This window comes from Ruminococcus sp. RTP21359st1_H3_RTP21359_211015 (genome assembly GCF_040909065.1).
In the GTDB taxonomy this organism is placed as follows: Bacteria; Bacillota; Clostridia; order Oscillospirales; family Ruminococcaceae; genus Hominimerdicola; species Hominimerdicola aceti.
On sequence record NZ_JBDGDD010000014.1, the window covers coordinates 20,180 to 46,417 of the forward strand.

Genomic DNA, 26,238 nt, shown 5'->3' on the forward strand with positions numbered 1-26,238 from the left:
TACAAAAAAAGAGGGCGAAAATGATCCGCCCTCTGCATTTTCATATTATCACAGCTTTATCTCTTCGCTGTTCTTTTCGTCCTTGCTGTTGTCATGCTCTATCCTGTCACGGTGAGTTTCAAGAGGAGCTGAATCCTTTACGCCCTCAGTGGCTTCTGGTATAAAGCAGGTCTTTACCGTCATAAAGAATATTCTAAGATCAAGCATAAGCGACTGATGCTCTATGTACATAAGGTCAAGCTTCAGCTTGTCATAAGGCGTAGTGTTATACTTTCCCATTACCTGCGCATAGCCCGTAAGTCCAGCCTTGACTTTCAGCCTGTATTTGAACTCAGGCATTGTTTTTTCATACTTCTGCGCGATCTCAGGCCGCTCAGGTCTAGGCCCTACAAACGACATATCGCCCTTTAGTATGTTTATAAGCTGCGGAAGCTCGTCTATCCTTACTTTTCTTATAAACTTTCCTATAGGAGTGATACGGCTGTCATTTTTCTTTGCAAGGGTCGCACCGCTTTTCTTTTCAGCGTCAACTATCATGCTTCTGAACTTGTATACCTTGAACACCCTGCCCCCCGTTGTGAGCCTTTTCTGAGAATAAAGCACAGGACCGCCATCATAAGCCTTTATTGCAATAGCCGTCACTAGCATAAACGGTGACGCCACCACCAGTGCGGCAGCCGACAGCACAATGTCAAGTATCCTCTTTATCGCACGCTGTTCCCAGCGCAAGCCGTCATTTCTCGCCAACAAAAGGGGCGTATCGAAAAGGTGGAAATCCTCCGCACCCCTTACGATAATATCTGACAGCTTAGGGTTTATATAAGTCCTGATAGAATTTTCAAAAGTAAATTTCAAAAGCTTGTTTCTCAGGTCATTTGGGATATCCGATATTATAACAGCCTCGTGTTTTAATATCTCACGCTCGATATCCTCAAGACTCTCCTCACAGCTTATAGAAGCGCATATCCTGTATTTGTCATTTCTCACGCTCATTTTTGAAACAAGGTGCTTAGCGTTCTTGTTTCCATAAACGATTATCATTCGCCGTGGAGGGTATACCGCCTGATATATCCAAGTGAAAACATAGCTCCACGCAAAGGCTATGACCACCTGAATTACCGTCATAACAAGTATGGGCGCTATGTTGAGCCTGCCTCGTCCGATAAGAGAAACGAGTATAAATTCTATAAAATTCGCACCCAGCACACCCAGCACCTGCGAACCGAAAAGCCCCGTGAATTTATCATACCCAAGACGGAAGCCGTTAAAGGTCTTTGCCATGGATATATAGAGCACCGCATAGATAGCCACCATAAGAATGTTACCATTATGCCAGAACGGGTCACGCATCGCCTTGTTGTAAAAGTTGTTCCAAACCGTGTCGAAACACTTCATAAAGGCACAGATTATAACAAGTGCGCTGAGATAGTTAAGTATCTTTTTGAACTGATCTCTGTTATTCAACAAAAAACCGCCTTTCTCTGCTGTTTTTGTTATCTGCTCAATGAGTAAAGTATAGCATACTTTTCGCCAATAATCAAGCATTACACACAATTTTCACCGACTGTCACCTTTTTCAGCCTGATTTTTCAAGATAATGCCTGTATCTCCGTTCGATATAGTTTTAAGCTATGATAGACCATAAAATAAAAATTATTGATTTACTAGGAATTTTGTGTTATAATATACTTTGCAGAAAAATAAAAAATATATTTTTATATAGATAACAGAAAAGAGGAAAATAAATGAAGACCTGCGAGCTTTTCAAGAAAAAGACAACATTATCCTTTGAGGTGTTCCCACCAAAGAGTTCAACGCCTGTTGAGAGCATATACAGCACCATATCACAGCTCCAGCCACTTAATCCTGATTTTATCAGCGTAACATACGGAGCAGGCGGAAGCACGAACAATGCGACTATCGACATATGCTCGGCTATAAAAAATCACCACAAGATAGAGTCGGTGGCACATCTTCCATGCCTTTATCAGACAAAGGAGCGAGTATTAGAACAGCTTGAAGAGATGAAGTCTGCGAATATCGAGAACATACTTGCTTTGAGAGGTGACAGAAACCCTGATTTTGAGCCGGCAGGTGATTTTCACTACGCTTCCGACCTTGTATCTTTCATAAAAGAACACAGCGACATGAACGTAATAGGCGCATGCTATCCTGAATGTCATCCGGAGTGCGACAGCATAGTAGATGATATAAAGCACCTGAAGGATAAAGTAGACGCAGGCTGTTCACAGCTTATCACCCAGCTTTTCTTTGACAACAGCACATTTTACGATTTCAGAGAAAAAACAGCCATAGCAGGGATAAACGTGCCTATCGAAGCAGGAATAATGCCTGTGACCAACAAAAAGCAGATACTTAGAATGACCACTCTTTGTCATGCGACCCTGCCGAAGAAGTTTCTAAAGATAATGGACAAATACGAGAACGACCCGATAGCAATGAGAGATGCAGGCATAGCCTATGCGGTATCGCAAATAGTAGATCTCATCGCCAATGATGTAGACGGCATACACCTTTACACCATGAACAATCCATATATAGCAGAGAAGATATGTGAAGCGGTGAAGTCGCTTTTCTGATTTACACAAACGCAGGCAGGCGGAGAATTGATCTTCGCCTGCTTTTTTTGTTTTCCGCACAGACCAACTGTAGGGGCGAACACTGTTCGCCCGTTTCATTTTTTCACGATCCTACTGATTATTACATTGTATAAACACTGCACCCAAATGTAGGGGACGGCGCCCCCGACGTCCCCACATCGAAGCGTTAAGGTTTGATTTATCATAAAGCTGTGTAGGCAAACAAAAGCGGGTCAGAGCTTTACACTCCGACACCGCTTTTTTTATAACTTATCATTCATATCTCAAAGCGTCGATAGGATTGAGCTTAGCCGCCTTTATGGACGGAATAAGTCCAAATACTATTCCAACTACCATTGAAAATACCACCGACACTACTATTGACGCCGAGGATATCGCCACAGGCACTTCCGCTACCTTCGCTATTACCTGCGAAAGCCCTATGCCCGTCAGCACGCCGATTATTCCGCCTATGCTCGTAAGCACTGCCGCTTCTGTCAAAAACTGCGCAAGTATTCTTTTTTTCCTTGCTCCCAGTGCTTTTTTCAGTCCTATCTCTCTTGTTCTCTCTGTTACCGACACGAGCATAATGTTCATTACGCCTATACCGCCTACCAGCAGTGAGATACTAGCTATCCATATAAGCATCTTATTGGTCGATGAACTCAGATCCTGCAATGACTTCGCCTGCTCCAGCAGGCTCTCGCTCTTGTATTCCACAGAAGCGCTGGCTTCCTTGCTTCCGCCCTTTACAGCCGAAACGTTCTCGTTAAGAATATCCGCCGACTTTTTGCCCGCATTCGTCATCGAGTCCGTGTCCACAGCCTTTACGATACAGTTTTCTGGTTCGTCATAGCGGAAAACTATCCCCCAATCGTTTGTGGGGATAAAGACAAGTCCGCTTGATGTCTGATTGTATGTGTAGTAGTCCTCCACGGAGCTTATAACAGGCTCAAAGTTTGAATTTTTCACAGCCACGCCTATTACAGTGAACGGCTCGCCACTTATATCTATTACCTTTCCCACAGGGCTTTCACCCTGGAAAAGACCCTCTGCAAGCGTCTTGTCTACCACTGCCACCTTGTCAAATTTGGTAAAGTTTCTCTCCGCAAAGCCCTTTCCCTCAACTATCTCGTATCCAACAGTGTCAAAATAATCCTTGTCTACTCCGTATATAGTTGACGAATCCATTTTGTTGTTAAGATAAAACAGATTGTCAGGATTGTTTCTTGTGCGGTAAAAAGTGCTTGACTCCACCTCTTTAAGCTCGTTGATACGTTTTTTAGTGTCCGATGTGAACATTGCCACATTAGACGGCGGCGCTTCATAAGAAAAGTCGCAAACAGTGTCGCCATTTGAAAGCTGGATCTTCACAGTGTTGTTTCCTGCGCCGATAAGATTGTTCTTTATCTGCTCATTTGTACCCTTGATAGTGGAAACTATAGCAATGATAGCCGCAATACCGATAATGATACCAAGCATAGTAAGAAACGAGCGTATCTTATGTGAAAGTATTCCCTTAAATGAAAGTCTGATATTTTCTATCATATTATCCGCCCCCTTTTAATACTCAGGATAAAGGACTTTGTCGGTCTCCTTTGTCCTTACGCCCTCTTTGACGTCCTTGCCGTATGGGAAGCATATCTTATCTTTCATAGAAAGTCCGCCCTTGACCTCGATATTAGTGCCATACATTATCTTGCCTGTTTTTATGTAGCTTTTCACAAGTCTGCCGTCCTTGTCGGCTTTCATTATATAGTAGTTTCCGTTTTCCTGCCTTACATAATGTATAGGCAGATAAACGCTGTCACTGGTCGTGGTGTCATTCACAAATGAAACGCCTACCCAGTCGCCCACGTTGAAATCCGTGCTGTCGCTGAGCCTAGCTTCTATAGTGTAGGTGGAGCTGTTAGGATTGTCGCCCCAGTTGTTTGTCGAGTATGACGTAGGCTCGCTGCTTATCTTTGTTATCTCAGCGCCAATGCTCATTCCAGTGTTGTATGAGTTCACCATAACAGTGTTTCCCACAGCCGCTCTGTCAAGATTAAGCTCGCCCACACTAAAAGTAACGGAAACTCCGCCCTCGCCCTCGATTATTGCGAAAACGTCATCATCAGAGCTGTCACCACTGTAGTCCATGCTGCTGTCTGTAATGTCCATATCGTCTTTGTCGTCACCATCGTCCGAATTATCACCCTCTGCGGCAGCGTCGCCTACAGTGCCTATCTTTTTAACGACTCCGTCGATATTAGCCACTACCTTGCCGTCTGTCTTTTTCTTCAAAGCGTCATTGTAGTCAAGCTTTGCAGACTTAAGGTTAAGCTTTAAGCTCTTTATCTCGTCCTCTTTTTCTGATATCATTTTCTTTATCTCTGCACGGCTGTGCATATAGTCCTCAGAGCCTGAATTTGTACCGCCCGTCTGTGACGGGTCAGCAGGAGTGACATCTATGCCAGCGTCATTATCATCATAATCACCGTTATCAGGTATATCCACATCACCGCCATTGTCGATATCATCAGTATCATCGCTATCGTCAGCACTGTCATCACTGCTGTCCGAGCCTGCAGGCAAAACGATAGAGAACTTGCCGAACTGCTCCACAGAAGTGTCAAGAGAAAGCGTACCGCTTTCCTTATCCTCAGTTATCCCCTGCGAAACTGTCCAGTCTGCAAGCGCCTTTTTGCCAATTGTTTCACGGTTGACTATCCACTTGTATATAAAGTTTGAGTTATCATCATAAACGCAAAGCTCCGCATAAGTCCCCGTTGTCTTTATCCTATCAAGAAACGCTCTGGATACCTTTGTGTTCCTGTTGCAGTTTATAATGTAAGGATCGTCCTTTGTGCCTGCATTTTTCGTCTGGAAAACAGCCTTTACAACGTCCACAGTTTCCACAGGCTCAGGAGTTGGCTCAGGATCTGGAGTTGGCTCTGGGTCTGGTTCCGGCTCTGGTTCCGGCTCAGGATCTGGATCGTCAGGCTCTTGCGGTGCGTCCTCAGAAGGCTTTAAAAGCTTATATTTAGCAAGCTCCTTTTCAGCCATTTTGATGTTCTGCTCGCAGACCTTTACCTGATTTTCTTTCTGTGAAAGCTCCAGCTCCACCACCGTCATGTCATATTCAAGTATAGTGTCGCCCTTTTTCACAGTGTCGCCCTTTTTCACGAACACCTTTTTAACAAGCTTCTCGTTATCAAGAGTAACTTTCTGAGAGTTGGGAGAAACTATCTGCCCGTCCATGTTCGTCGAGTTGTTCCACTCATACGCATCCGCACTTTCCGCCATAAGGTCAACAGGAACTACCGCCACAACAGTTTTCTTGTCCTGATTTTTCTTATATTTCATTGCTCCCGCATATCCGCCTCCGCCGAGGATAGCGATGCACAGGAGCGTTATTATTACCTTTTTCATTCCTGCTCACCTGCCTTTTCTCCATGAAGCTCGCCGTCACGGATATACATTATCCTCTTTGCACATCTTGCAATGTCAGGCTCGTGTGTTATCATAACGATAGTAACACCGTCGTCATTAAGCTCCTTGAAAAGCTCCATTACCTGATCGCCCGACTTTGTGTCAAGAGCGCCTGTGGGTTCGTCTGCAAGAAGAAGCTTTGGATTGTTGACTATCGCCCTTGCAATAGCCACCCTCTGCTTCTGACCGCCTGAAAGCTGAGTAGGCTTGAACATCATTCTCTGTGCAAGCCCCACCTTTTCAAGAGCCGCCTTTGCTCTCTGACGTCTTTCTCTTTTGCCTACCCCCGCATAAAGCAGCGGAAGCTCCACATTTTCAAGTGCTGATTGTCTAGGGAGCAGATTAAAGTTCTGAAATACAAAACCTATCTTCTTGTTTCTTATCTCAGAAAGCTTCCTATCCTTTGCCTGCATAATGTCACAGCCGTCAAAGACAAAGCTTCCCTTTGTCTGCTTGTCAAGACAGCCTATGATGTTCATAAGCGTAGACTTTCCCGAGCCTGACGGACCCATTATCGCCACATATTCCCCCTCTGAAACATCAAGGGAAATATCTTTCAGCACAGGCACAGCTTCCTTGCCCTGCAAATAATCCTTGTAGATATTTTTCAGTTCAAATACCATTGCAAGCCCTCCTTATTCAGCGAAAGCTGCGTCAGCATCAGCAGCGTCGGCATTCTCACCGTCTGCATTTTCTGCATTTTCCTCTTCACCGTAAAGCTTGTTGAAGTATTCTTCTATCTCCTCGTCCGTCATGCTTGCAAGCATATCCTCGTCTATAGCCATGCCGTCCTCATCACTTCCGTCAAAAGCGATGTCCTCGTCACCGCCCCCGATATCAGCGTCACTGTCCGTGTTGTCGTTCGGGTCAAGGTCATTAGGTGGAACAGACACGTCAGCCTCATTTGTGGTGGCTGTCATGCCTTCCTCGATAGACTTGTCAGGATATGCGATATAATCGCCCTTTTCAAGACCTGACTTTATCTCGCAGTCACCGTTCTCCTCGTCCTTCTGACCTATCTCAACATATCTCTTTTCTATCTTTCCGTCCTTGTCCTTAGCCCAAATGTAGTTCTTCTTGCCGTCCTTGCAGATAAAGTCAGAATAGAGCCATATGCCCGTCTTGTTTATAGAGGTGTCCTGACCGTTATCAATCTCGATAAGAACGTGCTGACCGAGCATAAGCCCGTCAAAGCTCTCAGGCTTAACATAGAAAGCATAGTTTGAAGACTGGCTCATCTCATCGCTTGAACCGTAGCTGTACATATACATATCTTCACCAGAATTTTTCTGCGGACTTGTGTCAACAGAAGTTATCTCGCCCTTCCAAGTGGAATCATCAAGCCTTGACTTTACGATAACAGAAGCTCCCTGCATGATATCTTTGCTGTTCTGCTCGTTGAATCTGCCCTTTATTCTGTAGTCGCCCTCTTCTGTTATCTGCATTATAACGTCGCCGCCGTCCTGCTGAAGCTTGTCCACCGTCTTGACGTTCTTTACAGTTCCGTCGATAGAAGCGGTGACGTATGCGTTCTTTGTGGAAGCCTCCAGCTTTTTGATCTCAACGTTTTTAGTCTTTATGTCATATTCGTTCTTGGCATTGTCGCTCTGCAAAGAAAGGATCTGGGTCGTGTATGACACAGCAGCGTCCTGATCGGCGTTTTTCTTTTCCTTTTCAAGCTCAGCTATCTGGCTCTTATTTGAAGCTATCTCGTTCTGGAGCCTCTCCACCTCGAGCTTAGCCTGCTCAAGCTGAAGATTTATAGCCTCAACGTCATATGTAAGAAGCTTGTCGCCCTTTTTAACAGAGTCACCGTTCTTAACAAGTATCTCGGCCACCGTCTTTGAGCTGTCATACTTTACGTCCACAGACTCCTGTGCCTCAACAACGCCCAAGAACGAGCGATTAGAAAGCTTGAAGTCCGACGCAGTGTTAAGTGACGATACCTTCTGCACATATACCTTCTGTGAGCTTTTTGAGCCTCCCTTGCCGGTCTTTTTCCATACGAAAAAGCCTCCCACACACACTGTGCAGACGATAACAAGCACTATTATAACAGTGCATATCCTTTTTTTCGTGGTCATTGCAATACCTCCGTTTGTGATTTTTTTCCAAAACAGCATAAAAAGATCCGCCTGACAGCAGCCAGACGGATAATACAGCCCCACCTTCCCCATAAGGGTATAGCATGAGCGTATTATTCTTTGTTATCTTGCTGTCCTGTTGTCTTTTGTTCTTATCTGTTTTTATGTATACATTATACCATAAAATCGGGACAAAGTCCAGCGCATTATATGAACTTTTTCGTTTTATACGCTTTTTCTTTCGGTATTACGGCATTTGCGAAGCTTCCGTGAAATCATATAATTGACTTCTACCAAAAATTTCTACCAATTTTTCTACCAAAATCGCTCTTTTTCGATTCTTTCTATTTCGTCCTCGGTTTTGTCACAGTATATTATATAATTACACGGCTGCGGTCTGTGACTTGTACGCAGGGGTATCTTTCTTCTTTTTTCTGCTGTTTGACTTCTTAGATGCTTCTTCCGGCGCAGTCTCCTTTGTGTTGGTGGGAGCATCTTCCTTTTTGCCGCTGAGAACCCTTGCAATGGTTTCAGCCGAAGTGACCTTAGCATGATACTCCAAATGGCTATAAAGATTTGCCGTGATATTAAATGTTGCATGACCGAGCCATTCCTGAATCGCCTTCATTGGAATATCATTTGCAAGCAAAAGACTCGCACAGCTATGTCTCAGATCATGGAATCTAAGCATCTTCATTCCATTCTTCTTGATCACCTGATGAAAATCATGAGTGACCGTGTTTGGACTGATGAGCTTTCCATAAGGATCACAGCATACAAAGCCTTCAAACTCCGTAATATAATCTTTACCACAGAGCTTTTTATGATGCTTATCCATATCCTTCTTTTCGAGAAGCATATCTCTGATATGAGGAATCAGCGGAAGTGTTCTTCTTGTAGAGTTTGTTTTCAGTCTTGTCTCCACAAAGAGCTTGGGCTGTCCACTTTCGTCATAATCGCTTACGACCTTGCGTTCGATAGTGATAGTACCTTTCTTGAAGTCGATTGAATCCCACTTCAATCCAAGAATTTCACATCTTCTCAGACCGTAGTATGCTGCGATATGCACGATAAGCTCCAGCTTGTGACCTTTGAATACCTCAAACAATTCATTCAGCTCGTCTACATTATAAAAGACAGCCTCATGTCTGTCTGCTCTCGGTACGCTCATCTTGTCCATAGGGTGCTGTGTCAGCATTTCCATTTTTACTGCATAGGCAAAAGCCGAATGCAAAGCAAGGTAATACTGCTTGACTGTACTTCCCTTAACGCCCTCGTCCATTTTATGGTTGAGGTAAGCCTGGATATGTGTATGGTTCAGGTCGGCAAGCGTCACATCAGGATAATGAACAGCCATGTATTTTACAAAACGCTCTGCATTTCTCTTGTAGCACTGGAATGTGGTTCTGGCAGAATTCGCCTTGATCGCAGTGAGCCAATCGGAAAAGAAACTGTTAAGTTCCTTATTAACGATGATGTTTTCATCACTTTCGGCGTCACTATCGTTCTTGCGGTTGATACTGAGCACGACCTGATTATTGTTCCACTGCTCTGCAAACTCAGCTACGATCTCCTCGACAGCTTCGTTGAGAGATTTCTTGGTGCATTTCTCAGGCAGTCCCGTTGACACCCACTTGCGCTTACGCTTTCCCACTTTATCCTTGAAATCAAAGACAACATACTGTTTTCCGTTCTTCACGGAAGTGATGTACTTATAAGGCAGACTTGCTTTCATTATTATTTCCTCCTTGCGTTGAAAGCGGTAGAAGTCTGCTGTTGACAACTCAATTATAGCGCGAATCGTAATATAATGCAAGACCTACCAACCGCAATTCTCTATTTTCGGCGCATTGACCTGGTTTTCACGGCTTGTTTTGTGCGCGTTGCAGAACGTAATTTATGACCTCGATCTTTGCCACTCTGATCTTGCGACCATCAGGCATCCGAGGTATCTTACCTTCTCTGACAAACTTGCATACCGTCTTGTATTTCAGGTCGAGCATTTCACATAGCTGGTCTACGCCTACAATATCGGGATACTCAGCAAACATCGTTCGATATACATCGTCCTCTGCCTGTTGATGCTCCTGAACTTCAACAGTTTCGTCCATGATGAACACTCCTCTCAGGGAGGAAGAAATAGAAAACAAATAGCGTTGATGTTTCATATTCAGTTTTCAAGATGCTGTAATACATCGTCTGTCGGTTATTTTTATGCCCAAAGATTGATGTACTGTTGGCAGCTCCTACTCCGAGGAATAGAAGCTCCCGACGGCACATCAGCCGTCGTTCAAAACAAGGAGGCGTGTGTGGAACGCCGTAGGCAGTACTCGTTGAACGGATACTCCCGACAGCGTTTCAGCTATCGTCCTGCTCGATAAGCGGCAGGATACCATCTTTCTTTAATTGGTCATAGATGAATATGCGCCCTTGCTGTGTCCAATAGGAATGGATTTTGGCAGTAGGATCGCCGTTCTTATCGTAAACAGTGTGTGTCTTTGACTTCATATATCCTCTGTCTGCATATTTCTGATACAGAAGCCATATCTGCCCTTGCTTATACTGTATTCCGTGTTCATGAAGCCATTTATTCAGCCATTTTGCGGACTTTCCGTAGTCTTTTGCTATCGTGGTTATGGGCATAAGCCCCTCGGAATGCAGTACCATATCGCAATAGTCTGCTTTCGGTTTCATAACCTCTATCTGCTTTGCCTGAACAGCAGTTGTTTCGATAAGGCTGCCGTTCTGCTGTTTAGCAAGCTCCAGCTTCTGGTCTGCGATCTGCAATGCCCTTGCCATGACCGCATCGGGACTGTTCCATTGCTTTTCAAGGTTTATGAAGTATTCACGGCAGCACTTGCCGATTTCGGTACGCTGGATCATACACAGCTCCTTTGCCATATCAATGGTGAGCTGATGGTCGATATACCCCTGAGAACCACCTTTTGAGTGATGAACAAAAATGTTCGTCACTGAATAATCCACATTTTCAGTGAATCCATACTCGCACATTCGTGGAAACCACATTCTATATGGTGTCTGCACTTCAAGTGCAGCGTGAAGCTCCCGTCCGCTGACGGTAGGATTATCATTATCGTATTTCACAGCGATTGTGATCTCATTCATATAGAACACCCTCTCTCTATCTTGTCGGTGTTTATGTTTGCGTTGTACTCCTGAGCTGTCGGGAACGGAAATCCGCTCCCGGCACAGGAGCGGCAGTTTAATCTGCCAATATGAAAATAGGAGAAATGGAACTGTCGCATTCAGAGATGTTTTTGGCAGAACCCAAGTCTCAGACACAGGTTCTCCCGACAGCATCTCTGCTGTCTTAGTGAAAGGTATTTCGATAGAGCATCGAAAAAAATGAAAGAAAAGCGAATCTGTGGAAACGGCTCAGCCTGAAAATGGACAAAGAAGCTGTGCCGTTCCCTCAGCTCAATAGTTTGCCTTCGTAAAAGAAGGAGGAATTCGAGAGGTTCAATGTCTGCTTCATTAAACCCCTTCACTTTACTACCGTGAAAATCGGAAAAGTGGGAAAGATTTTCGGGATTTTTTTCTTGAAAAAGAAGAAAATCGGCATTATGCACAAAGTTGTCTATTCGTTTTCGTGCAAGATGATGTACTCTTTCAGTTTCTCCTTTGCAAGCCTGAGACGATACCTCACCATATTCTTTGTAAGCCCATATTTGCTTGCAAGATACATCAAAGTCACCTTGTTCGTGCTATAAAAATAGTCCTTTATCAGTGCATAACCCTCCGGAAACTCTGCTCTGAGCATTTCCATTGCAACAGGCAGGAAGTCAAGCCGAGACTGAAATAGTGCTTCTTTTTCGGCTGCAATCTCGTTTATAGGAAGAGTCGAGGGATCGGCTATGACGGTCACAAGCTCGTCATAATCTACGGAATATGCCCGAAAGTCCGCTTCTTTCTCCTCAATCCACATTTCCTTGCGCCTGAGCTTGTTATATTCATCCTCAATATGGCGCGGCACATCATCTCCAAAGTGCGTATAGAAAAACTTACCCATTACTTGCTGCCCTCCATGTCAGAGGTCAGATTTGTAAGAGTTTTCACACCGAGCTTCTTCATACGGTCATTAAATGCCGTAAGGGTGTAGCTCTCATTGTAAGCACAGCCGTTCAGATAATCACAGAGGATATAATCAGCCTGGTTCTTGAAGCCGTATGTTCCTGGGATAAGATTATCGCTTTTGAAGAAAAGGTGTCTCTGTCTGAACGGGTGAAGCCTGAGTGCGATACATACAGCACACAGGTAACGCTGCCGTATCTTCCTCTCATTTTTCAGGTAACGGGAGATCGTACACTGGCTGATACCCGTCATTCTTGCGAACATATCCTGACTGATATTATACTCATTCAGATAACGTGCCAGTGCATCACCAAAGGTATCTGCATCCTGTAAAAGCCGATTGTCCGTCCCGAATATGTAGATAGCATAGCTTTGAGGTTCTTCTATTTCAGTGAACAGCGGAATCCGAGGAATCTGAATAATACTTTTCATAAAAATCTCCGTCCTTTCCGTCGGACGGAGAAGCGCAAATGAACACAGTAATCCTATCATTCGGTTTCAAACCGTCCGACAATCAAACATTACTCGTTCATTTGACTGTTCATTATTCAGTTGTCCATACAGTGATCGAGTAACCCTATTGCGCATTAGGTTCACCATATGGAGCGGAGTCCTCATATCGGACTGCGTACTCTCATAATTATAACCCAAACAGCGCGAAAAAGCCAGATAACAACCGTTTCCGAACGGAATAGCCGCTATCGTTCAAAACACCGTATTTCCGCATTTCTGTGATACTTTCTCTGTGCTGTACCCTTATAGGTGAATGATACAGTTTATCAGCATACAAGCCATAAAGCACCAGATTTTGTATTATTCCAAACGGAATATATTTCACAGAACTTTCATTCTGTAAGGCGATTTTTCATCATTCTATCACATTTCGGCATAGAAAAAACGGTCTGATCTGCTCAGACCGCCTTTAAGATGTATGTAGTGACATACAATCTCAGCATTTGTTACAGCAAAGAAGAAATCCGCAAGGCAATCATTGCAGACTGTCATCTATTGTTATTGTCCGGTACACAGCTATCACCTCCGTAAAATCGAAATAACCGATCAGGTCTGTATGGTACTGTATAGGAACAAACAAATGCCAAGCTGTATGCTTGTCTGATTATTATTACACCGGAAGACCGGATATAACCAGAAATTATAATAAAAGAGCCGTTACACACTAACAGCTCTCATCATGGGGAAACTTTGAACCCACTGGGATCAAAGTCGGTCACAATGGCTGGTAAGCACTCATTCACCGATAATATCCTCATCAGTAAGCTCGATCTCTCCATTCTCCTTTTCATATTCCTTTATTTTTTCTTTCACAAGAGTTTCGATCATATTAGTCATGGAGCGATTCTGTGATTCAGCGATCTTCTTGATCTTTGCGTGGTCGATCAGATTCAGGCGAAGCGTAAACGAAGTTTTTATAATAGCCATAGCAATACCTCACTTTCACTATTATCATACCACTTTAGGCTTCTTTTGTATGCAGTCAGGTTGACACCACTTTGATACCTTGATATAATAATTATAATATTATTTAAAGCGAGGTATACCGAAATGCTGAACATTTATACCGTAAGTTTTTTCGGACATAGAAGCATTGAACGAGCGTCAGAAATAGAAAATCGACTTGATAAGTTCCTGCATGACATTATCACGCAGAAAGAGTACGTCGAATTTCTCATAGGGCGTGATGGAGAATTTGATCTTCTTGCTTCTGCTGCTATCAAAAGAGCTGTCCGTGAATATGGATACGGCAACACGCATTTTACTCTGGTTCTGCCGTACATGAAAGCAGAATATCGGGATAACGAAAAAGAATACCTCGACTACTATGATGAAGTCGAGGTATGTGAGGAATCGTCCGAAGCTCACCCGAAGGCAGCTATCCTGATCAGGAACAGGTATCTTGTTTACCGTTCCGACCTTATTGTGTGCTGTATTCAGCGCGAAAGCGGCGGAGCATATAAAACAATGCAGTATGCGGAGAAGCTTGGAAAGAGAATCATAAATCTTTCTGAACAACAAGGCTTTGAAAGGTCAATCTGCTGAAAAGAAAAAGCCCTCATAGTTGAGAGCTTCACTATCTGATACCATGTTTTAGTCAGTCGAGGATTCTTCGAGCAGATTATAAATACCATCCTCAGAGAGAACGCCACGTTTCAGGTCTTTTGGGAGAAGTCCTGCTTCATCGGCAGCAAAGTCACGCTTCCAAGCATCACTGATGTAATAGGCAGATAGCTCACCAAGTAGCTTCTTGTGTTCAGGTGAGTTGCTGTCCAGTGCCTGAACCCTGTCCATTATCTTTTCGTAATGTGTGATACGCTCAATATGTTCCTGTATCGGAGCGGAATACTTAGGCGTGATCTTCTCAAATCCGTGTATGACCTGTTTATCCGAGAACTTGGACAGCTTACCATCCGACCATTCTATAAAAACATTGTCCATTTCGTCTATGTAAAGTATTGTTGCCGTAGAGCCGACGGGATAATCTCCGGTGACCGCTTCGGTCATTCTGATATTAGCACCGACTGTGATAGAGTCCATCATAACTATAACCTCCTGCATTTACACACTTGCTCTATTATACTACAATGGGCAGTTAGTGTCAAGACAATCACAACGAAATCGAGCTGCATCGTCAAGGTGCAGCTCTTGTTTTATTTCAGTATCTTTTTTATCTGCTCCTCACTTGTCTGGGGCAGTATCTTTTTCAGGTGTTCAAGGATAAGCTTGTAAGATTCTTCCGGTTCCCTCTGATAGACCTTATCCGTAAATTTATCACCCATATACTTTTCGGGAGTAGAATACTCTGCCACACCCCACCCGTAGGGCTGCCCGTTCTTGTCGGTCATATAGACGAAGTTGCTTGTGATAATATAGCATTGCTCCTGTAATTTGGTGATAGAAGTATCAAATCCTTTATTGCCGCCCTTGCGATAATCACCGAGCTTTTTCAGTTCTTTGGATATGATCGGAGCGTTATTGTCAAGCAGATCATAGAAGACTTTATCTGTATGTTTTGCAAGCCCCTCATCGTACCTTGCATCGAAGTCATATCCGTCACGGCGATAGTTTGCAAAGTCGGGAAACCACTCCTTGCTGATATAGACCGCTTTGTGTTCAAAGAACTTTCCATAGGCACAGCCTGTTTTCTGAATGACCGGACTTTTCCATTCCCAAGCGTCCCACTGTCCGCTGTCAGAGTAATACCAGTGTTCCGGTGCAATATGCTCCTCTATGGAAAAGCCTTTGATACTGTTTCGGAAGAACGGCAGAAATCCGTACTTGTTTATTGCTTTTATCAGGTCAGTTTCCGACCTGATCGTGAACCGCATAGCTGCCATAAACCTCAGCTCCTTTTCCTTATTATATCACGGCAGGCAGAATCGGTCAAGGTATGACACAATTTGATGGTGAGAAGGAACATATCGGAAGTAAAATTCACGCCAATCACAATTGTAAATTTTTTGTGAATATTTCCGCTTTTCTTTCCCACTTTTTCAATTTTCACGGTAGTAAAGTGAGGGGGTGTGTGCGCACAGTCGTACAGCTCCAATTCCCATATAAAGTGGGAAAAATCCGAGAGCCGCAGGCTCAATTTGAAAAACGCCCGATCAGGGCGGTTTCAAAACCAGCAAGCACGGCACTGGCGCACTACAAATTTGAGATTTGAGTACCGCCAGCGCAGATGCTTGTCAGAGGGCGCTGCCCCTAAGACCCCGAACAGAAAGGAGAGAAAATGAAGAAGAAAATCAAGCGAACACGGAGCGTTCAGGTACGGTTGACACAGGAAGAATACGACTTCCTTGAGCAGAAATTCAAACTAAGCAGATACAAGTCTAAGAGTGAGTTTATGCGTATCGCATTCTTTGATACACTTGTTGTGAAATTCAGCACCGAAGATATGCAGGAGCTTTTACGGCTTGTTCGCAGTATTTCCAACAACGTGAATCAGATAGCAGTTCGTGTAAACAGTACCGACAAGGTTTACCGTGAGGACATGGATAATATCATGGACGGAGTGGAGCGAATTTGGCAACAACTAAGATATTTCCGATCACAGCTACAACAGGTAAAGCCATAGCCTACATAGCTAAGGCAGAAAAGACTGACAACGGCAGGCTTATCAGCACATATATGTGTAGCCGTGATCCTGACAAGGCTGCCAAAGAATTTGCTGAGGTCACAGCAACAGGCACAGGCAGAAGCACCGTCCTTGCGCAGCACTTCATTATGGCGTTCAAGCCCGGTGAAGTTACCCCCGAAAGAGCTATGGAGATCGGCAAGGAAATGTGTGAGAAGTACCTGAAAGACCAGTACCAATACTTTCTCGCAGTACATACTGATAAAGGTCATGTTCATCTGCATTGTATTTTCAATAATACTAACCTCATCAACGGGCTAACTTTCGAGACATTGGAGAACCGCAGATATACCGAGAAAGACAGGTCATACAACAAGCTCCGCACACTTGCTGACGAGGTGTGCAAGCGGCACCATCTCTCCGTTGTCGAGCGTCCCGAAATGGGCAAGGGGAAGAGCCATTGGGAGTGGGACATGAACCGTCAGGGACTATCGTGGAAGGCAAAGCTGAAATTCACGATAGATCAGGTCATAAAAGAGAGTGAGGACTTCGATGATTTTCTGCGGAAGTGCGCCGATTTCGGTGTGCTTGTCGAGTATAATCCCGACCACAAGATCGACCTGAAATTTATGCTTGCGGAGCAGAAGAAACGCAATCCGAGAGCGAAGATGACCAGAGCAAAAACGCTTGGGTGGTTTTACGAGACTGAAACGATCAAGAACCGCATCGCACAGTATCAGGGCGGTTGGATCTATGTGCCGAGGACGAAGATAAAAGAACGGACGGTAAAAGCCCCGAACAGGTTTGTTCAGGACGCTATCGACCGTGGCAATATGAAGCTCGCCAGTATCGCAAAGAATGTGATAGCCGAGTATGGTGTTGAGCCTGATCAGATAAAGCAAGCAGCTATATCGGAATACGCACACAGCCGAGGACTTCTCTCCGAGCTAAACGACATGAAAACGGAGATCGAGGACTTACAGGTGAAGTTGAAAGTCCTGCGAAAATACCGCAAGCTGAAAGTGTACGGTGAGGAGCTGAAAGCCCTCAGCGGAAGTGCTGCGAAGAAGTACCGCAAGGAACACAGTGCAGAGCTTACCGAATACGGGCAAATCCGCACTAAGGTGTTGGAGCTTTACCCCTCCGGTCATATCCCGACCGTGGAGAGCCTGGACAAAAAAATAAACGCCCTTATTGGGGAGCGTTCATTGAAAGATCAGCAGTTTCGTGAAGCGGACAAGCGGGCGCGTGATCTTGCCGACGCACAGCGTACCATTGAGGAATTTCTCCGTCAGGAACGCAATGAGCAACAGCAAGACCGCAAGCGTAAAAAGAATGGGGATTTGGAGTGATACACTATAAGGGTTTATTACTTAAGAAACATTCAACACATAATAAGTTGTGATCTTTATTGATGTAAGGATATTTAATTGGATATAAATAGTGATTGTGATTAATAAGAAGCTCAGCTTCAGCACTATCGGGAAAATCACCAATAGAGTTCACAAATACAGCTTCTGTGTTATTTGGTACATATATTTTCAGCAGAATAGGATGTTCCGGATCATTAAGAGTTGAGATGTTTTCGACTATTTTGTCGGATAATATACTTGAACTTAAAAAAGCCTTTTCAAGTAATGGACTGAAAACCCCATCGATGTTCTTAAAATATTCATTAATATATCCTGAGATAATTCTATATACTACAATTTTCTTTGGAATATGAGGTGCAGAGTGAATAGCATCAGGAATGCTGAAATCAGCCATTTTCACATATGACGGCGGAATTGAGGTCTCTATACCACGTTTGTACTTATTTATTGCACAATAAGCAGTACCAGTATATATAAAGATTGGAGTATTATGAAAATCATTTGTTCCCTCAAGTTTTACATATTCATTTGCCCAATCATCATATAAAAGGTGCCCCCATCTATTTGCATCTTCACTTGAAGTAAACTCATAATACTCATTCTCATTAATACTGAGGCTAAACAGTTTTCCATATTTTTTCATGTTCATAAGAGTATCTAAAAACATTATTATCCCTCTTGCTTGTGAGCTTTTTGATATTCTTCCAATGCCGTGAGCAGCAGCTTATTCACGCTCATACCGAGCGATTCCGCATAAGCCTTGATCGCATCACGCTCCTCGGCGGACACATACAGCTTCAGCGTTTTGTAATTCGCTTTGGCATACAGTGCGTTTGAGGAAATTTTCTTGGAACGAGCCTGCTTCTGCTGGCATTCCTTACAATACTTCTGAGAGCCTGCTGTCACCTTATAAGGCTTTCCGCAGATAGAGCATATCTGTTCACTGCCGATCGCAACAGCTTCTCCGGCTTGCTTCTTCTCCTTATATGCCTTATTCCGCATGACCTGTGCCTTGTCACGGCAGTAGATGCAATATTTCGCTCTGGCGGACGGCGATTCAAACTCCATTCCGCAGATCTGGCAAATGTGCTTATACATCAGATCACCCCTTGATCGGTTATTACAGCTATTCTATCACATTAGTGGGGATATGTCAAGTATAATCGAAAATATAGTGAAGCTGCACTGGGGAAATCAGATAATTTGCTGCGCATTGCCGAAATTCAAAAACTTCTCAAAATTATACTTGACAATAGGGATATTGCACAGTATAATAAAAGCACAACAGGAACACAGAAACCCGAAACCACGAAAGGAAGGTAAATACTTATGTTAAACAAATTCTTAGTCTCAGGCAGATTGACTGCCGATCCCGAAATCAAGACCGTGGGCGAGAACCGCCTCTGCAAGTTCACTATCGCTTGCGACCGCCCGAAGCGTAAGGGCGAGGAAAATCCCGAAACCGACTTCTTTCCCTGCACCGCTTGGAACCGCAACGCTGATGTGATCGTTGATTGGTTTGGCAAGGGCGATATGGTAACGCTCGTCGGCTCTGTCCACAACAACCGCTACGAAAAGGACGGCGTGAAGCGTTCTTCTATCGGAGTCAAGGTCGAGGAGATACACTTCTCAGGCGGTAAGAAGAAACAGGAGAACACCACACCGACCGACAGTGCTAACCCCTACGCAGGAACAGAGGACGATCCGCTGTTCTGAGCCAAAAATCACAGGAGGATAAGAAAATGGAAACTACAATCATCGCAATCAGCAATCAGAAAGGCGGAGTCGGCAAATCGACCACCGCATACAATCTCGGAGCCTGCCTTGCTCTGAAACACGATAAGAGAGTGCTTCTCATCGACTTCGATCCGCAGGCGAACCTCTCCGAATACCTGAAATACGAGCCGGACGGCAACCCGACCATGACACAGCTTATCATGTCATTCTACGCAGGAACTCCCGTGACCGCCGAGACAGCTCAGAAAGCTATCCGCCACAGCGAAGCCGCAGGAGTGGACTACATTCCCGCCGACATTAACCTCGCCAATGCGGAAACGCTCATGGTCACGATGATCTCAAAGGAGCATATTCTCCGCAGGATACTCACGGAAGATGTGATCGGAGCGTATGACTTCGTGCTGATCGACTGCCTGCCGTCCCTCGGAACGCTCCTTATCAATGCTCTCACCGCTGCGGACAGAGTGCTGATACCCGTGCAGACACAGAAGTTCAGTATGGACGGCTTGCAGTCCCTCGAAGCACTTACACAGCTTGTCAAAGCGAACACCAACCCGAAGCTGAACCTCATCGGAGTGCTGCCGACTATGGTTGACCGCACAAAGGTCAGCAGAACGGCGATCGAAACACTCAACGAGAAGTACGGCGAAATGCTGTTCAGGACAAGCATCAGCAAGTCCATTGAAGCGGCGAAAAGCTCCGAGAACGGCACACCGCTTTGTCTCACAGGTCACAAGTTAGGTCAGGAATATGATGAATTGGCTCAGGAGGTGCTTTCAAGATGTTAAATATCCCCGAACTCGCAATGAACCCCAACCGCAAGGTCACTACCAAATGCTACGGCGAAGTCAAGGTGTGGGACGACCGTGAAGAAGCACAGGCTTATTTCCTTGAAGCGATGATGAACAGCGACGGTGCGGAGCATGACCGCTATTCGGGCATCTACATTCAGCTTCAGAACGGACTTGACTACTGCACCGATGAAGATGATGACGAGGAGGACGAGTCATGAAGCCCTTTGACACCGACAAAATGCCGTGGCTTTTCACTCCCCACGGCGATGGTGAGCTGAATGAGTATTTCAGCACCGACCACAGCAAGATCATAGCAGACACTTCCAAACAAGTGCTTGCAAGCCTTTCCGAGAGCCGTGACAGGCTCTCAGGAAAGCTCTGCTACGAATTTCACTACAATCAGCGCAGATATAAATACACGCTCCTGCGGTTTGCGGATCTGATCGTCCGTGCCGATGTTTCGATCAAGAAGCTGAAAAAGCGTATCATGGAGCTTGATATTGACAACCGTGAGCTGAGAAAACAGCTTGCGGATATGGAAAGGAAGATGAAACGATGAATACACCGAAGTTTGACCTGGGAGCAATGCTCTCTGCACCGCAGACCGCCATTCAGCAGATACCGTGCGATCAGCTTCACCCCTATCACAACCACAAGTTTGAGCTGTATTCAGGCGAACGCCTTGAGGATATGGTCGCCAGTATCAAGGAGAATGGTGTGCTGTCTCCGATCATCGTACAGCCTATCGAGGACGGCTATGAGATACTGATCGGTCATAACCGCTGGAACGCTTCAAAACTCGCAGGACTGCCGACTGTTCCGGCTATCGTCAAGGCAGGATTGACCGAGGACGAGGCAGAAATGTATGTCATCGAAAGCAACCTTATCCAAAGGTCATTTTCAGACCTGAAAATATCTGAACAAGCGGCTGTTGTCGCAAGCAGACACAGTAAGATGTTCTCACCGGGCAAGCGTAATGATATTATCCGTGAGTTGACACTTCTTGAAAATCCCAATGCCGAGATCAGTGGCGACACAACCTTGAATCCAGTGGGTTCAAAGTTAGACACAAGCGAGAGCGTCGGCAAGGAGTACGGCGTGAGCAAAGGCTCTGTTGTTCGCCTTATCCGAATCAACAAGCTGATTGACGAGCTGAAAGCCCTTGTGGACAGCGGAGAGCTGTCAATCCGTGCAGGAGTGGAGCTTTCATTCCTGTCGGAAGATACACAGGCAGTTGTTGCCGAGTGTGCCGAGGACTGCAAAATTGACATGAAGAAAGCGAAAATGCTCCGTGCATCTGCCGATGATGAAGGCAATATCGAACACCATATTATTGAGAGTATCATCAGCGGAGAGGACGGCGAAGCAAAGCCGAAGCCAAAGAGCGTGAAGATCAGCAATGAGACCTATACCAAGTATTTCAGCGAGGGTGTCAAGGCGAAGGAGATCACGGAAACCATTGAAAAGGCACTTGCTTTTTATTTTGAAAATATGGAGGAGAACTAACATGAAGAAGATTATCACAGCGGTATTCTGCACCGCACTTGCACTCAACTCAGGGCTTACCGCCTACGCTGCCGAAGTCCCCGACCGTGAAAGCCTTGAAACCGCCATTTGGGAAGACATCTGGAACGGCAAGGGCGATAATGGTCTTGACTATCCCGAAGCATCGTACAAGCATCATCTGCTTGACAAGTGGCTCGATGATAACTACGGCACAGGCGGATATGACTGGACCGATGTGGGCGAGGTCACACACGGCTACCGCAGATTCTACCGTGACCTGATCGACGGCTGGGACTTTGAGGACGATAATGAGGGTGGCTGGACGATCAGCACCGAGGACAACCATTACAGCTTTTCTCTGCTTAACGGTATGTGGCAAATGACAGACAAAAATGGTGATACCGTTGACAAATTCCCACCATTCAGCACCTTAGAGGAAGACGAATCCGAAATCGCAGGCGGTTACAAGATCAACGATAACGGTGCTGATAGTCCGAGAGTGATCGGAGAGGTCACAGGCGGAACGGAAACGGCTTCTGAGGGCGGTTCTTCCGCAGAGGACAACGATGCCACTGTTAGTCCGTCAGACGTTTCTGAGGGCGATTCTGACGGTTCTGGGGTAAATCCCCTTGCAATCATCGCAGGAGTGGCAGCTCTCGCAGGAGTTGGCGGTGCAGCTTACTACTTTACAAGAAAGCGGAAGTGATCTTATGATTTTTCAAAGCAAACAAAAAGTAAACGATGCTCCCGTATGGGAAGTCGATACCGATACACAGACGGTTCGTCATCGCAGCCCTAAGACGGGCAAAACAGAGCGTTATGTGTTCCACACCGATCAAATCAGGTATTATCTGCATCACATTGAAGATAAGCGGCCTGACCTCTTGCAGGAGATCGTGGACAAGGGCGAGATCTACAAGCACCTTGACGAGCTTGACACAAAGGTCACGGACGCAGTTAATCGTCAGACCGACTTGCTTATGCAGTCGAGCCGTGACTATCAAATTGCCGTTGAATCGGGCAATCTCAATGCGGTTGGCTCAATCGGCAATCTGCTACGTATGCAGGCACAGAGAGCCGTGTACGATACAATGATCTATCTTTGGAGGGACGAATGATGTTTTGTGCGAACTGTTACAAGGAAATTCCCGCAGGCAAGAGTTATTACAAGCATCAAGATACCAATCAGAGCTACTGCTCCCTGGACTGTCTGAATGATCACATGATCTATACCCACACGATCACCCTTGAAACAAGCGAGGGTGAAGAAAGCACTGAGGAGCAGGACAATGACGAGTGAGGGGCATTTTTGCGGAATAATAAGAAACGGATAGCCGTCTGTTTAGGACGGTCTATCCGTGTTTGAGTGTATTCGGGTACTGAGATAAATCAGAATTTGTCAAACAATAAACATTCTGACAACGGTATTTAAGAAGTCATATAATCCATGTGCAAAAACAACACCCATATAACCGCAATCTTTAATTTTGTATTTTGCAAAACCAAATACAAGTCCTATGCCAAATGTAAATATCACTTGAATGATACTTCCGTTGATGATATGCCAAAGTCCAAACAAGAAAGATGCAATTACAACAGCAAGCCATTTGTTCTTCTCAAAGAAATTCATGAAAGCATCTTGTAAATATTCTCGAAACACAAATTCTTCCACTGGCCCGATGATTAACATATAAAACAAAAAATCATAAGTGAGAACAGTCCACGAAAAATCCATATGATTTCCTATGAGCGAAAAGCCACAAAAGGCAGGAACAATGGCAATCACAACATTAAGAACGAGTGCTATCGCAGCACCAATCAAATATTGACGTTTATTTTTTGGTGCAATATTGATTTTCATATTTGTTAATTTCATTGCAATCAATGCAATCAGTCCATTAGACAAGTTGAGAAATATATGCACAATAACTTTAAGTGCAGTTATGTCTATGTATTTTACGAATTTCGCACAAAACGTAACTGTACATATCATTACAAGCGATAAAGAAAGAATAACAATATTTCTTTTTTTAACTTCCATACTCTCACTCCCAAATTCCGATTTAAGCGAGGAAGTAGTATTACATCCCACTTATACTTATTATACCAAACCGCCCCGAAAAGGTCAATACGCAAGCCCTTTTTTCACGCCCCTTTTCGTTGCAATATACCACCGATTATGCTATAATAGTCGTACAGAGCAGATCAGAGGTGAGAGCAATGGATAACGAAAACAAAGAATTAGTAAACCGTTCATTATACAAGCGAATCAAATCAATGAACCGTGCTGAAATGGAGAATTTCGTGAGAAATGTCTTTAATCAGGGCTATGAGAAAGCCGAGAAAGAAACGCACAGCATTGATTATGACAGTCTGAGAGCCGACCTGAGCCGCATTAAGGGTATCGGTGAAAGTCGGCTTGAAGAAATAATGACTGTCATTGATAAACATATTGAAAATACAAGCGATAAAGGAGGTTAAACCTTGACCGTTGATACCAAAGAGGTAGTTACCACGATAGCCTATATGATCGGTGTCCGAATGTCGGCACTGACCGTGAGTTATGGAGAATGTTCTGAGCTGATCGAAAAGCTCCGAGCCGACCGTGATGCTACTACGATACGATATTTATGTAAGCTGCGAACCGTACTGATGCAGAAGTTCAAAAAGACCGATGATCTGATGCGGTATCAGCTCAAAAATCTGTATAACATCGAATGGTATGACCACGATAACATCAAGCAGCTTGAAAAATGGGGATTCACCATTATCCAAGCGAATTACCGTTCGGACAAGTATATGCAGGATCTCACAAAACTCATTAACGAAAACATTGATAAGTGTTCCCATTTGTTCTACGACTGGCTGAATTGGGAGTATATCCGGAACCTATTCTTCGTCCCGAAGTATAACAAGAACGGCGTAATGAAAGACGAGTTCAACAAGTACATGGCGAACATCGAGCATTACCCATTTCAGATGTATATTCACTGGCAGCCTGCCGACGTGGGTAGCATCGTCTATTCCGACCGCAAGTTTCTGAAGATCATCTACGGTCAGCATAATGACAGCTTCACAGACTTCACGAAATATAAGGACGCTGATGATGAAACCCGAAATAATATTTATGAATTTATTGACAGCTCTGAGAAAACAGCAATTGCCGTCGATTGTGAGAACAGTAATCCCTTTAAGCTGTATAGTGTTCTGAAAGGCTTAAATCAAGATGAACTTGCCAAGATCGAGAAAATCACGCTCTATGACGATCCGAACACTACCGCTGGCTGGGACTGGCTCTCCAAATTCACGCAGATACCCGTTGAACATATCGAGATCGACCGTGTGACCGACAGAAAGTCCCTGGTTGATTTAAGAATGACAGCGAGTGTTGTCACGGATTTCTACCGTGACGGGATCACATCGTTTATTATTGTGTCGAGTGATTCCGACTTTTGGGGACTCATTGAGAGCCTGCCGAAAGCTCACTTCCTTGTCATGTACGAATATGAGAAGTGCGGAACGTCAATCAAAAACGCCCTCGCACAGCACGGTATCTACTATTGTGCCATTGACGATTTCTGCTCCGCTGCCACCGAGGACATGAAGCGAGCTGTTCTCTTTGCGGAGCTTGAAAAGCATCTCCCCACCCTCTATGGGGAAAATCCTCTGGAACTCACGCAGAAGATTTATGAAGCTACAAGAGTTACCGCTACCAAGAAGGAAATGGAGAACTTCTGTAATCGGTACGTCAAGACCTTGCGGCTCAAGGTCAACTCCGAGGGAAAGTTTGTGATTGAGATACAGAAATAACGAATCAGGGAGCGAAGCTACGCTCCCTGTTCTGTTTTGTGCGTTATGTTATGGGGAAATTGCTTTCAGAGGTCTTTTTTGCGGCGCATATCCAGATATGATCTGAAAGGCTGGACTTTCATTCTGCACTGCTTTATACTTATAATATAGCCATTACAAGGAGGTCAACCTATGGATATTTTGAGGGATATGGTGGAACACATACGCTTGGACTTTGACCGCACTCTGTTGGACGATGAAGATTACACCGGTGCAGAAGAAAGACTGCACAGCTTCATAGAAAACGAGCTGCCGCCTGAGAAGTCGCAAGAAATGGACTCACTCGTTAATGATGTAACAAATGCCATGTTTCACGCTGCCATCTTGTACGGCATCAAGTATGGAGCAAGGCTCACGGCAGAATTGCTGGAATGATAAAAGCCCACGCAGATCACAACTGATTTGCGTGGGCTTTTTTATCTCTATCAATTATCCGCATCATTTCTGTATTTTATAACAGGGATCTGCTTTGTTTTCTTCCCGACCTTAACACGATTAAGACAAAATATCATATCGGGTGTTCTTTGAAAATATCCCTCACTTTTCAGCCAGCTCATTCCGCACTTGCAATGCTTCAATCCGATAAACTGCTGTTTCATTTTCCTGCCGCATTCGGGGCATATTCTATCAGCCATATAT

33 protein-coding genes are annotated in these 26,238 nt (G+C 44.6%); 15 read left to right on the top strand and 18 right to left on the bottom strand.

Annotated elements, in window-relative coordinates; all coding sequences use genetic code 11:
• Window positions 1-48: 48 nt before the first annotated feature.
• Entirely contained in the window at window positions 49-1,464 is a 1,416-nt protein-coding gene (locus tag AB5Z01_RS07375; RefSeq protein WP_368365419.1) for a sugar transferase, read from the bottom strand.
• A 281-nt stretch (window positions 1,465-1,745) separates the two neighbouring features.
• On the opposite strand from AB5Z01_RS07375, the gene metF reads away from it, so the two are divergent.
• The gene (metF, locus tag AB5Z01_RS07380) at window positions 1,746-2,600 is read left to right on the top strand and encodes a methylenetetrahydrofolate reductase [NAD(P)H] (RefSeq protein WP_022288686.1); all 855 of its coding nucleotides are present in this window, start codon (window positions 1,746-1,748) and stop codon (window positions 2,598-2,600) included.
• A 273-nt stretch (window positions 2,601-2,873) separates the two neighbouring features.
• Here metF and AB5Z01_RS07385 read toward each other — a convergent pair whose 3' ends face one another.
• The 11 genes from AB5Z01_RS07385 to AB5Z01_RS07435 form a co-directional block, all read right to left on the bottom strand.
• Window positions 2,874-4,148 (bottom strand): ABC transporter permease, encoded by a 1,275-nt coding sequence (locus tag AB5Z01_RS07385; RefSeq protein ID WP_368365420.1) that lies wholly within the window; start codon window positions 4,146-4,148, stop codon window positions 2,874-2,876.
• A 15-nt stretch (window positions 4,149-4,163) separates the two neighbouring features.
• Entirely contained in the window at window positions 4,164-6,011 is a 1,848-nt protein-coding gene (locus tag AB5Z01_RS07390; protein ID WP_332009509.1) for a biotin/lipoyl-binding protein, read from the bottom strand.
• The gene (locus tag AB5Z01_RS07395; protein WP_117856805.1) at window positions 6,008-6,694 is read right to left on the bottom strand and encodes an ABC transporter ATP-binding protein; all 687 of its coding nucleotides are present in this window, start codon (window positions 6,692-6,694) and stop codon (window positions 6,008-6,010) included. The genes AB5Z01_RS07390 and AB5Z01_RS07395 overlap by 4 nt, the downstream gene beginning before the upstream one ends.
• Window positions 6,695-6,706: 12 nt before the next feature.
• Complete coding sequence (locus tag AB5Z01_RS07400; protein ID WP_287215719.1) at window positions 6,707-8,155, bottom strand: efflux RND transporter periplasmic adaptor subunit; 1,449 nt, start codon at window positions 8,153-8,155, stop codon at window positions 6,707-6,709.
• A gap of 382 nt (window positions 8,156-8,537) precedes the next feature.
• The gene (locus tag AB5Z01_RS07405; RefSeq protein ID WP_287214580.1) at window positions 8,538-9,890 is read right to left on the bottom strand and encodes a site-specific integrase; all 1,353 of its coding nucleotides are present in this window, start codon (window positions 9,888-9,890) and stop codon (window positions 8,538-8,540) included.
• A 127-nt stretch (window positions 9,891-10,017) separates the two neighbouring features.
• Entirely contained in the window at window positions 10,018-10,266 is a 249-nt protein-coding gene (locus AB5Z01_RS07410; RefSeq protein ID WP_195221088.1) for a helix-turn-helix domain-containing protein, read from the bottom strand.
• Between the two features lie 247 nt (window positions 10,267-10,513).
• Window positions 10,514-11,281, bottom strand: coding sequence for a phage antirepressor KilAC domain-containing protein (locus AB5Z01_RS07415; RefSeq protein ID WP_287214578.1), 768 nt, complete (start codon window positions 11,279-11,281; stop codon window positions 10,514-10,516).
• 472 nt (window positions 11,282-11,753) lie between these two features.
• Window positions 11,754-12,185: a hypothetical protein gene (locus AB5Z01_RS07420; RefSeq protein ID WP_195221090.1), complete on the bottom strand. Its 432-nt coding sequence runs from the start codon at window positions 12,183-12,185 to the stop codon at window positions 11,754-11,756.
• Complete coding sequence (locus AB5Z01_RS07425; RefSeq protein WP_195221091.1) at window positions 12,185-12,679, bottom strand: helix-turn-helix transcriptional regulator; 495 nt, start codon at window positions 12,677-12,679, stop codon at window positions 12,185-12,187. The genes AB5Z01_RS07420 and AB5Z01_RS07425 overlap by 1 nt, the downstream gene beginning before the upstream one ends.
• Before the next feature lie 444 nt (window positions 12,680-13,123).
• On the bottom strand, window positions 13,124-13,252 hold the full coding sequence (locus AB5Z01_RS07430) for a hypothetical protein (RefSeq protein ID WP_272114404.1): 129 nt from the start codon (window positions 13,250-13,252) through the stop codon (window positions 13,124-13,126).
• A gap of 243 nt (window positions 13,253-13,495) precedes the next feature.
• Window positions 13,496-13,687 carry a hypothetical protein gene (locus AB5Z01_RS07435; RefSeq protein WP_173550964.1) on the bottom strand — a complete coding sequence of 64 codons (192 nt, stop codon included), beginning with the start codon at window positions 13,685-13,687 and terminating at the stop codon, window positions 13,496-13,498.
• 123 nt (window positions 13,688-13,810) lie between these two features.
• Here AB5Z01_RS07435 and AB5Z01_RS07440 point away from each other — a divergent pair, with 123 nt between their 5' ends.
• Window positions 13,811-14,305, top strand: a complete 495-nt coding sequence (locus tag AB5Z01_RS07440; protein WP_195221092.1) for a hypothetical protein — start codon at window positions 13,811-13,813, stop codon at window positions 14,303-14,305.
• Window positions 14,306-14,353: 48 nt separating this feature from the next.
• Here the strand turns inward: AB5Z01_RS07440 and AB5Z01_RS07445 are convergent, their stop codons facing one another.
• Both AB5Z01_RS07445 and AB5Z01_RS07450 read right to left on the bottom strand, forming a co-directional pair.
• Window positions 14,354-14,821, bottom strand: coding sequence for a DUF4298 domain-containing protein (locus tag AB5Z01_RS07445; RefSeq protein ID WP_207741354.1), 468 nt, complete (start codon window positions 14,819-14,821; stop codon window positions 14,354-14,356).
• Window positions 14,822-14,913: 92 nt separating this feature from the next.
• Window positions 14,914-15,600, bottom strand: a complete 687-nt coding sequence (locus AB5Z01_RS07450) for a hypothetical protein (RefSeq protein WP_287214568.1) — start codon at window positions 15,598-15,600, stop codon at window positions 14,914-14,916.
• A gap of 395 nt (window positions 15,601-15,995) precedes the next feature.
• Between AB5Z01_RS07450 and AB5Z01_RS07455 the strand changes: the two genes are divergently transcribed.
• Together AB5Z01_RS07455 and AB5Z01_RS07460 are read left to right on the top strand one after the other, a co-directional pair.
• The gene (locus AB5Z01_RS07455; protein ID WP_195221094.1) at window positions 15,996-16,340 is read left to right on the top strand and encodes a MobC family plasmid mobilization relaxosome protein; all 345 of its coding nucleotides are present in this window, start codon (window positions 15,996-15,998) and stop codon (window positions 16,338-16,340) included.
• Entirely contained in the window at window positions 16,289-17,692 is a 1,404-nt protein-coding gene (locus AB5Z01_RS07460) for a relaxase/mobilization nuclease domain-containing protein (RefSeq protein ID WP_287214565.1), read from the top strand. Before AB5Z01_RS07455 ends, AB5Z01_RS07460 begins: the two co-directional genes overlap by 52 nt.
• A 4-nt stretch (window positions 17,693-17,696) precedes the next feature.
• Here AB5Z01_RS07460 and AB5Z01_RS07465 read toward each other — a convergent pair whose 3' ends face one another.
• Window positions 17,697-18,380, bottom strand: coding sequence for an ADP-ribosyltransferase (locus AB5Z01_RS07465; RefSeq protein ID WP_195221096.1), 684 nt, complete (start codon window positions 18,378-18,380; stop codon window positions 17,697-17,699).
• Window positions 18,381-18,382: 2 nt separating this feature from the next.
• Window positions 18,383-18,811 carry a hypothetical protein gene (locus AB5Z01_RS07470; protein ID WP_195221097.1) on the bottom strand — a complete coding sequence of 143 codons (429 nt, stop codon included), beginning with the start codon at window positions 18,809-18,811 and terminating at the stop codon, window positions 18,383-18,385.
• 231 nt (window positions 18,812-19,042) lie between these two features.
• Between AB5Z01_RS07470 and AB5Z01_RS07475 the strand changes: the two genes are divergently transcribed.
• From AB5Z01_RS07475 to AB5Z01_RS07510, 8 genes are read left to right on the top strand one after another with little or no spacing between them, the layout of a single operon-like run.
• Window positions 19,043-19,429 carry a single-stranded DNA-binding protein gene (locus AB5Z01_RS07475; protein ID WP_195221098.1) on the top strand — a complete coding sequence of 129 codons (387 nt, stop codon included), beginning with the start codon at window positions 19,043-19,045 and terminating at the stop codon, window positions 19,427-19,429.
• A 26-nt stretch (window positions 19,430-19,455) separates the two neighbouring features.
• On the top strand, window positions 19,456-20,238 hold the full coding sequence (locus AB5Z01_RS07480; protein WP_302509039.1) for a ParA family protein: 783 nt from the start codon (window positions 19,456-19,458) through the stop codon (window positions 20,236-20,238).
• Entirely contained in the window at window positions 20,232-20,462 is a 231-nt protein-coding gene (locus AB5Z01_RS07485) for a hypothetical protein (protein WP_022286504.1), read from the top strand. The genes AB5Z01_RS07480 and AB5Z01_RS07485 overlap by 7 nt, the downstream gene beginning before the upstream one ends.
• Complete coding sequence (locus AB5Z01_RS07490; RefSeq protein WP_195221101.1) at window positions 20,459-20,803, top strand: hypothetical protein; 345 nt, start codon at window positions 20,459-20,461, stop codon at window positions 20,801-20,803. The genes AB5Z01_RS07485 and AB5Z01_RS07490 overlap by 4 nt, the downstream gene beginning before the upstream one ends.
• Window positions 20,800-21,750, top strand: a complete 951-nt coding sequence (locus tag AB5Z01_RS07495; protein WP_195221102.1) for a ParB/RepB/Spo0J family partition protein — start codon at window positions 20,800-20,802, stop codon at window positions 21,748-21,750. Before AB5Z01_RS07490 ends, AB5Z01_RS07495 begins: the two co-directional genes overlap by 4 nt.
• Before the next feature lies 1 nt (window position 21,751).
• Window positions 21,752-22,456, top strand: a complete 705-nt coding sequence (locus tag AB5Z01_RS07500; RefSeq protein WP_368365421.1) for a hypothetical protein — start codon at window positions 21,752-21,754, stop codon at window positions 22,454-22,456.
• Between the two features lie 4 nt (window positions 22,457-22,460).
• Window positions 22,461-22,868, top strand: a complete 408-nt coding sequence (locus AB5Z01_RS07505; protein WP_118124227.1) for a hypothetical protein — start codon at window positions 22,461-22,463, stop codon at window positions 22,866-22,868.
• A complete protein-coding gene (locus tag AB5Z01_RS07510) occupies window positions 22,868-23,050 on the top strand; it encodes a hypothetical protein (RefSeq protein WP_074961693.1) in 183 nt (60 codons plus the stop codon). The genes AB5Z01_RS07505 and AB5Z01_RS07510 overlap by 1 nt, the downstream gene beginning before the upstream one ends.
• A 99-nt stretch (window positions 23,051-23,149) precedes the next feature.
• Here the strand turns inward: AB5Z01_RS07510 and AB5Z01_RS07515 are convergent, their stop codons facing one another.
• Window positions 23,150-23,791, bottom strand: a complete 642-nt coding sequence (locus AB5Z01_RS07515; protein ID WP_117923796.1) for a CPBP family intramembrane glutamic endopeptidase — start codon at window positions 23,789-23,791, stop codon at window positions 23,150-23,152.
• 179 nt (window positions 23,792-23,970) lie between these two features.
• Here AB5Z01_RS07515 and AB5Z01_RS07520 point away from each other — a divergent pair, with 179 nt between their 5' ends.
• The 3 genes from AB5Z01_RS07520 (at window position 23,971) to AB5Z01_RS07530 (ending at window position 25,974) form a co-directional block, all read left to right on the top strand.
• Complete coding sequence (locus AB5Z01_RS07520; RefSeq protein WP_177444242.1) at window positions 23,971-24,231, top strand: hypothetical protein; 261 nt, start codon at window positions 23,971-23,973, stop codon at window positions 24,229-24,231.
• Window positions 24,232-24,234: 3 nt separating this feature from the next.
• Window positions 24,235-25,560, top strand: coding sequence for an NYN domain-containing protein (locus tag AB5Z01_RS07525; RefSeq protein WP_368365422.1), 1,326 nt, complete (start codon window positions 24,235-24,237; stop codon window positions 25,558-25,560).
• A 171-nt stretch (window positions 25,561-25,731) separates the two neighbouring features.
• On the top strand, window positions 25,732-25,974 hold the full coding sequence (locus tag AB5Z01_RS07530; RefSeq protein ID WP_195221108.1) for a hypothetical protein: 243 nt from the start codon (window positions 25,732-25,734) through the stop codon (window positions 25,972-25,974).
• A gap of 50 nt (window positions 25,975-26,024) precedes the next feature.
• On the opposite strand, the gene AB5Z01_RS07535 is transcribed toward AB5Z01_RS07530, so the two are convergent.
• A complete protein-coding gene (locus tag AB5Z01_RS07535) occupies window positions 26,025-26,234 on the bottom strand; it encodes a hypothetical protein (protein ID WP_195221110.1) in 210 nt (69 codons plus the stop codon).
• Window positions 26,235-26,238: the final 4 nt, after the last annotated feature.

What these genes read in the sequence shown, in the direction of transcription:
- AB5Z01_RS07395 (WP_117856805.1), bottom strand. Translation starts at nt 6,694, where the DNA reads ATGGTATTTGAACTGAAAAATATCTACAAGGATTATTTGCAGGGCAAG.
- AB5Z01_RS07455 (WP_195221094.1), top strand. Translation starts at nt 15,996, where the DNA reads ATGAAGAAGAAAATCAAGCGAACACGGAGCGTTCAGGTACGGTTGACA.
- AB5Z01_RS07505 (WP_118124227.1), top strand. Translation starts at nt 22,461, where the DNA reads ATGATTTTTCAAAGCAAACAAAAAGTAAACGATGCTCCCGTATGGGAA.
- AB5Z01_RS07530 (WP_195221108.1), top strand. Translation starts at nt 25,732, where the DNA reads ATGGATATTTTGAGGGATATGGTGGAACACATACGCTTGGACTTTGAC.
- AB5Z01_RS07425 (WP_195221091.1), bottom strand. Translation starts at nt 12,679, where the DNA reads ATGAAAAGTATTATTCAGATTCCTCGGATTCCGCTGTTCACTGAAATA.
- AB5Z01_RS07535 (WP_195221110.1), bottom strand. Translation starts at nt 26,234, where the DNA reads ATGGCTGATAGAATATGCCCCGAATGCGGCAGGAAAATGAAACAGCAG.
- AB5Z01_RS07420 (WP_195221090.1), bottom strand. Translation starts at nt 12,185, where the DNA reads ATGGGTAAGTTTTTCTATACGCACTTTGGAGATGATGTGCCGCGCCAT.
- AB5Z01_RS07450 (WP_287214568.1), bottom strand. Translation starts at nt 15,600, where the DNA reads ATGGCAGCTATGCGGTTCACGATCAGGTCGGAAACTGACCTGATAAAA.
- AB5Z01_RS07475 (WP_195221098.1), top strand. Translation starts at nt 19,043, where the DNA reads ATGTTAAACAAATTCTTAGTCTCAGGCAGATTGACTGCCGATCCCGAA.
- AB5Z01_RS07385 (WP_368365420.1), bottom strand. Translation starts at nt 4,148, where the DNA reads ATGATAGAAAATATCAGACTTTCATTTAAGGGAATACTTTCACATAAG.
- AB5Z01_RS07390 (WP_332009509.1), bottom strand. Translation starts at nt 6,011, where the DNA reads ATGAAAAAGGTAATAATAACGCTCCTGTGCATCGCTATCCTCGGCGGA.
- AB5Z01_RS07400 (WP_287215719.1), bottom strand. Translation starts at nt 8,155, where the DNA reads ATGACCACGAAAAAAAGGATATGCACTGTTATAATAGTGCTTGTTATC.
- AB5Z01_RS07435 (WP_173550964.1), bottom strand. Translation starts at nt 13,687, where the DNA reads ATGGCTATTATAAAAACTTCGTTTACGCTTCGCCTGAATCTGATCGAC.
- metF (WP_022288686.1), top strand. Translation starts at nt 1,746, where the DNA reads ATGAAGACCTGCGAGCTTTTCAAGAAAAAGACAACATTATCCTTTGAG.
- AB5Z01_RS07515 (WP_117923796.1), bottom strand. Translation starts at nt 23,791, where the DNA reads ATGGAAGTTAAAAAAAGAAATATTGTTATTCTTTCTTTATCGCTTGTA.
- AB5Z01_RS07465 (WP_195221096.1), bottom strand. Translation starts at nt 18,380, where the DNA reads ATGTTTTTAGATACTCTTATGAACATGAAAAAATATGGAAAACTGTTT.
- AB5Z01_RS07510 (WP_074961693.1), top strand. Translation starts at nt 22,868, where the DNA reads ATGTTTTGTGCGAACTGTTACAAGGAAATTCCCGCAGGCAAGAGTTAT.
- AB5Z01_RS07415 (WP_287214578.1), bottom strand. Translation starts at nt 11,281, where the DNA reads ATGAATGAGATCACAATCGCTGTGAAATACGATAATGATAATCCTACC.
- AB5Z01_RS07440 (WP_195221092.1), top strand. Translation starts at nt 13,811, where the DNA reads ATGCTGAACATTTATACCGTAAGTTTTTTCGGACATAGAAGCATTGAA.
- AB5Z01_RS07520 (WP_177444242.1), top strand. Translation starts at nt 23,971, where the DNA reads ATGGATAACGAAAACAAAGAATTAGTAAACCGTTCATTATACAAGCGA.
- AB5Z01_RS07405 (WP_287214580.1), bottom strand. Translation starts at nt 9,890, where the DNA reads ATGAAAGCAAGTCTGCCTTATAAGTACATCACTTCCGTGAAGAACGGA.
- AB5Z01_RS07445 (WP_207741354.1), bottom strand. Translation starts at nt 14,821, where the DNA reads ATGCAGGAGGTTATAGTTATGATGGACTCTATCACAGTCGGTGCTAAT.
- AB5Z01_RS07410 (WP_195221088.1), bottom strand. Translation starts at nt 10,266, where the DNA reads ATGGACGAAACTGTTGAAGTTCAGGAGCATCAACAGGCAGAGGACGAT.
- AB5Z01_RS07480 (WP_302509039.1), top strand. Translation starts at nt 19,456, where the DNA reads ATGGAAACTACAATCATCGCAATCAGCAATCAGAAAGGCGGAGTCGGC.
- AB5Z01_RS07470 (WP_195221097.1), bottom strand. Translation starts at nt 18,811, where the DNA reads ATGTATAAGCACATTTGCCAGATCTGCGGAATGGAGTTTGAATCGCCG.
- AB5Z01_RS07490 (WP_195221101.1), top strand. Translation starts at nt 20,459, where the DNA reads ATGAAGCCCTTTGACACCGACAAAATGCCGTGGCTTTTCACTCCCCAC.
- AB5Z01_RS07495 (WP_195221102.1), top strand. Translation starts at nt 20,800, where the DNA reads ATGAATACACCGAAGTTTGACCTGGGAGCAATGCTCTCTGCACCGCAG.
- AB5Z01_RS07485 (WP_022286504.1), top strand. Translation starts at nt 20,232, where the DNA reads ATGTTAAATATCCCCGAACTCGCAATGAACCCCAACCGCAAGGTCACT.
- AB5Z01_RS07500 (WP_368365421.1), top strand. Translation starts at nt 21,752, where the DNA reads ATGAAGAAGATTATCACAGCGGTATTCTGCACCGCACTTGCACTCAAC.
- AB5Z01_RS07430 (WP_272114404.1), bottom strand. Translation starts at nt 13,252, where the DNA reads ATGACAGTCTGCAATGATTGCCTTGCGGATTTCTTCTTTGCTGTAACA.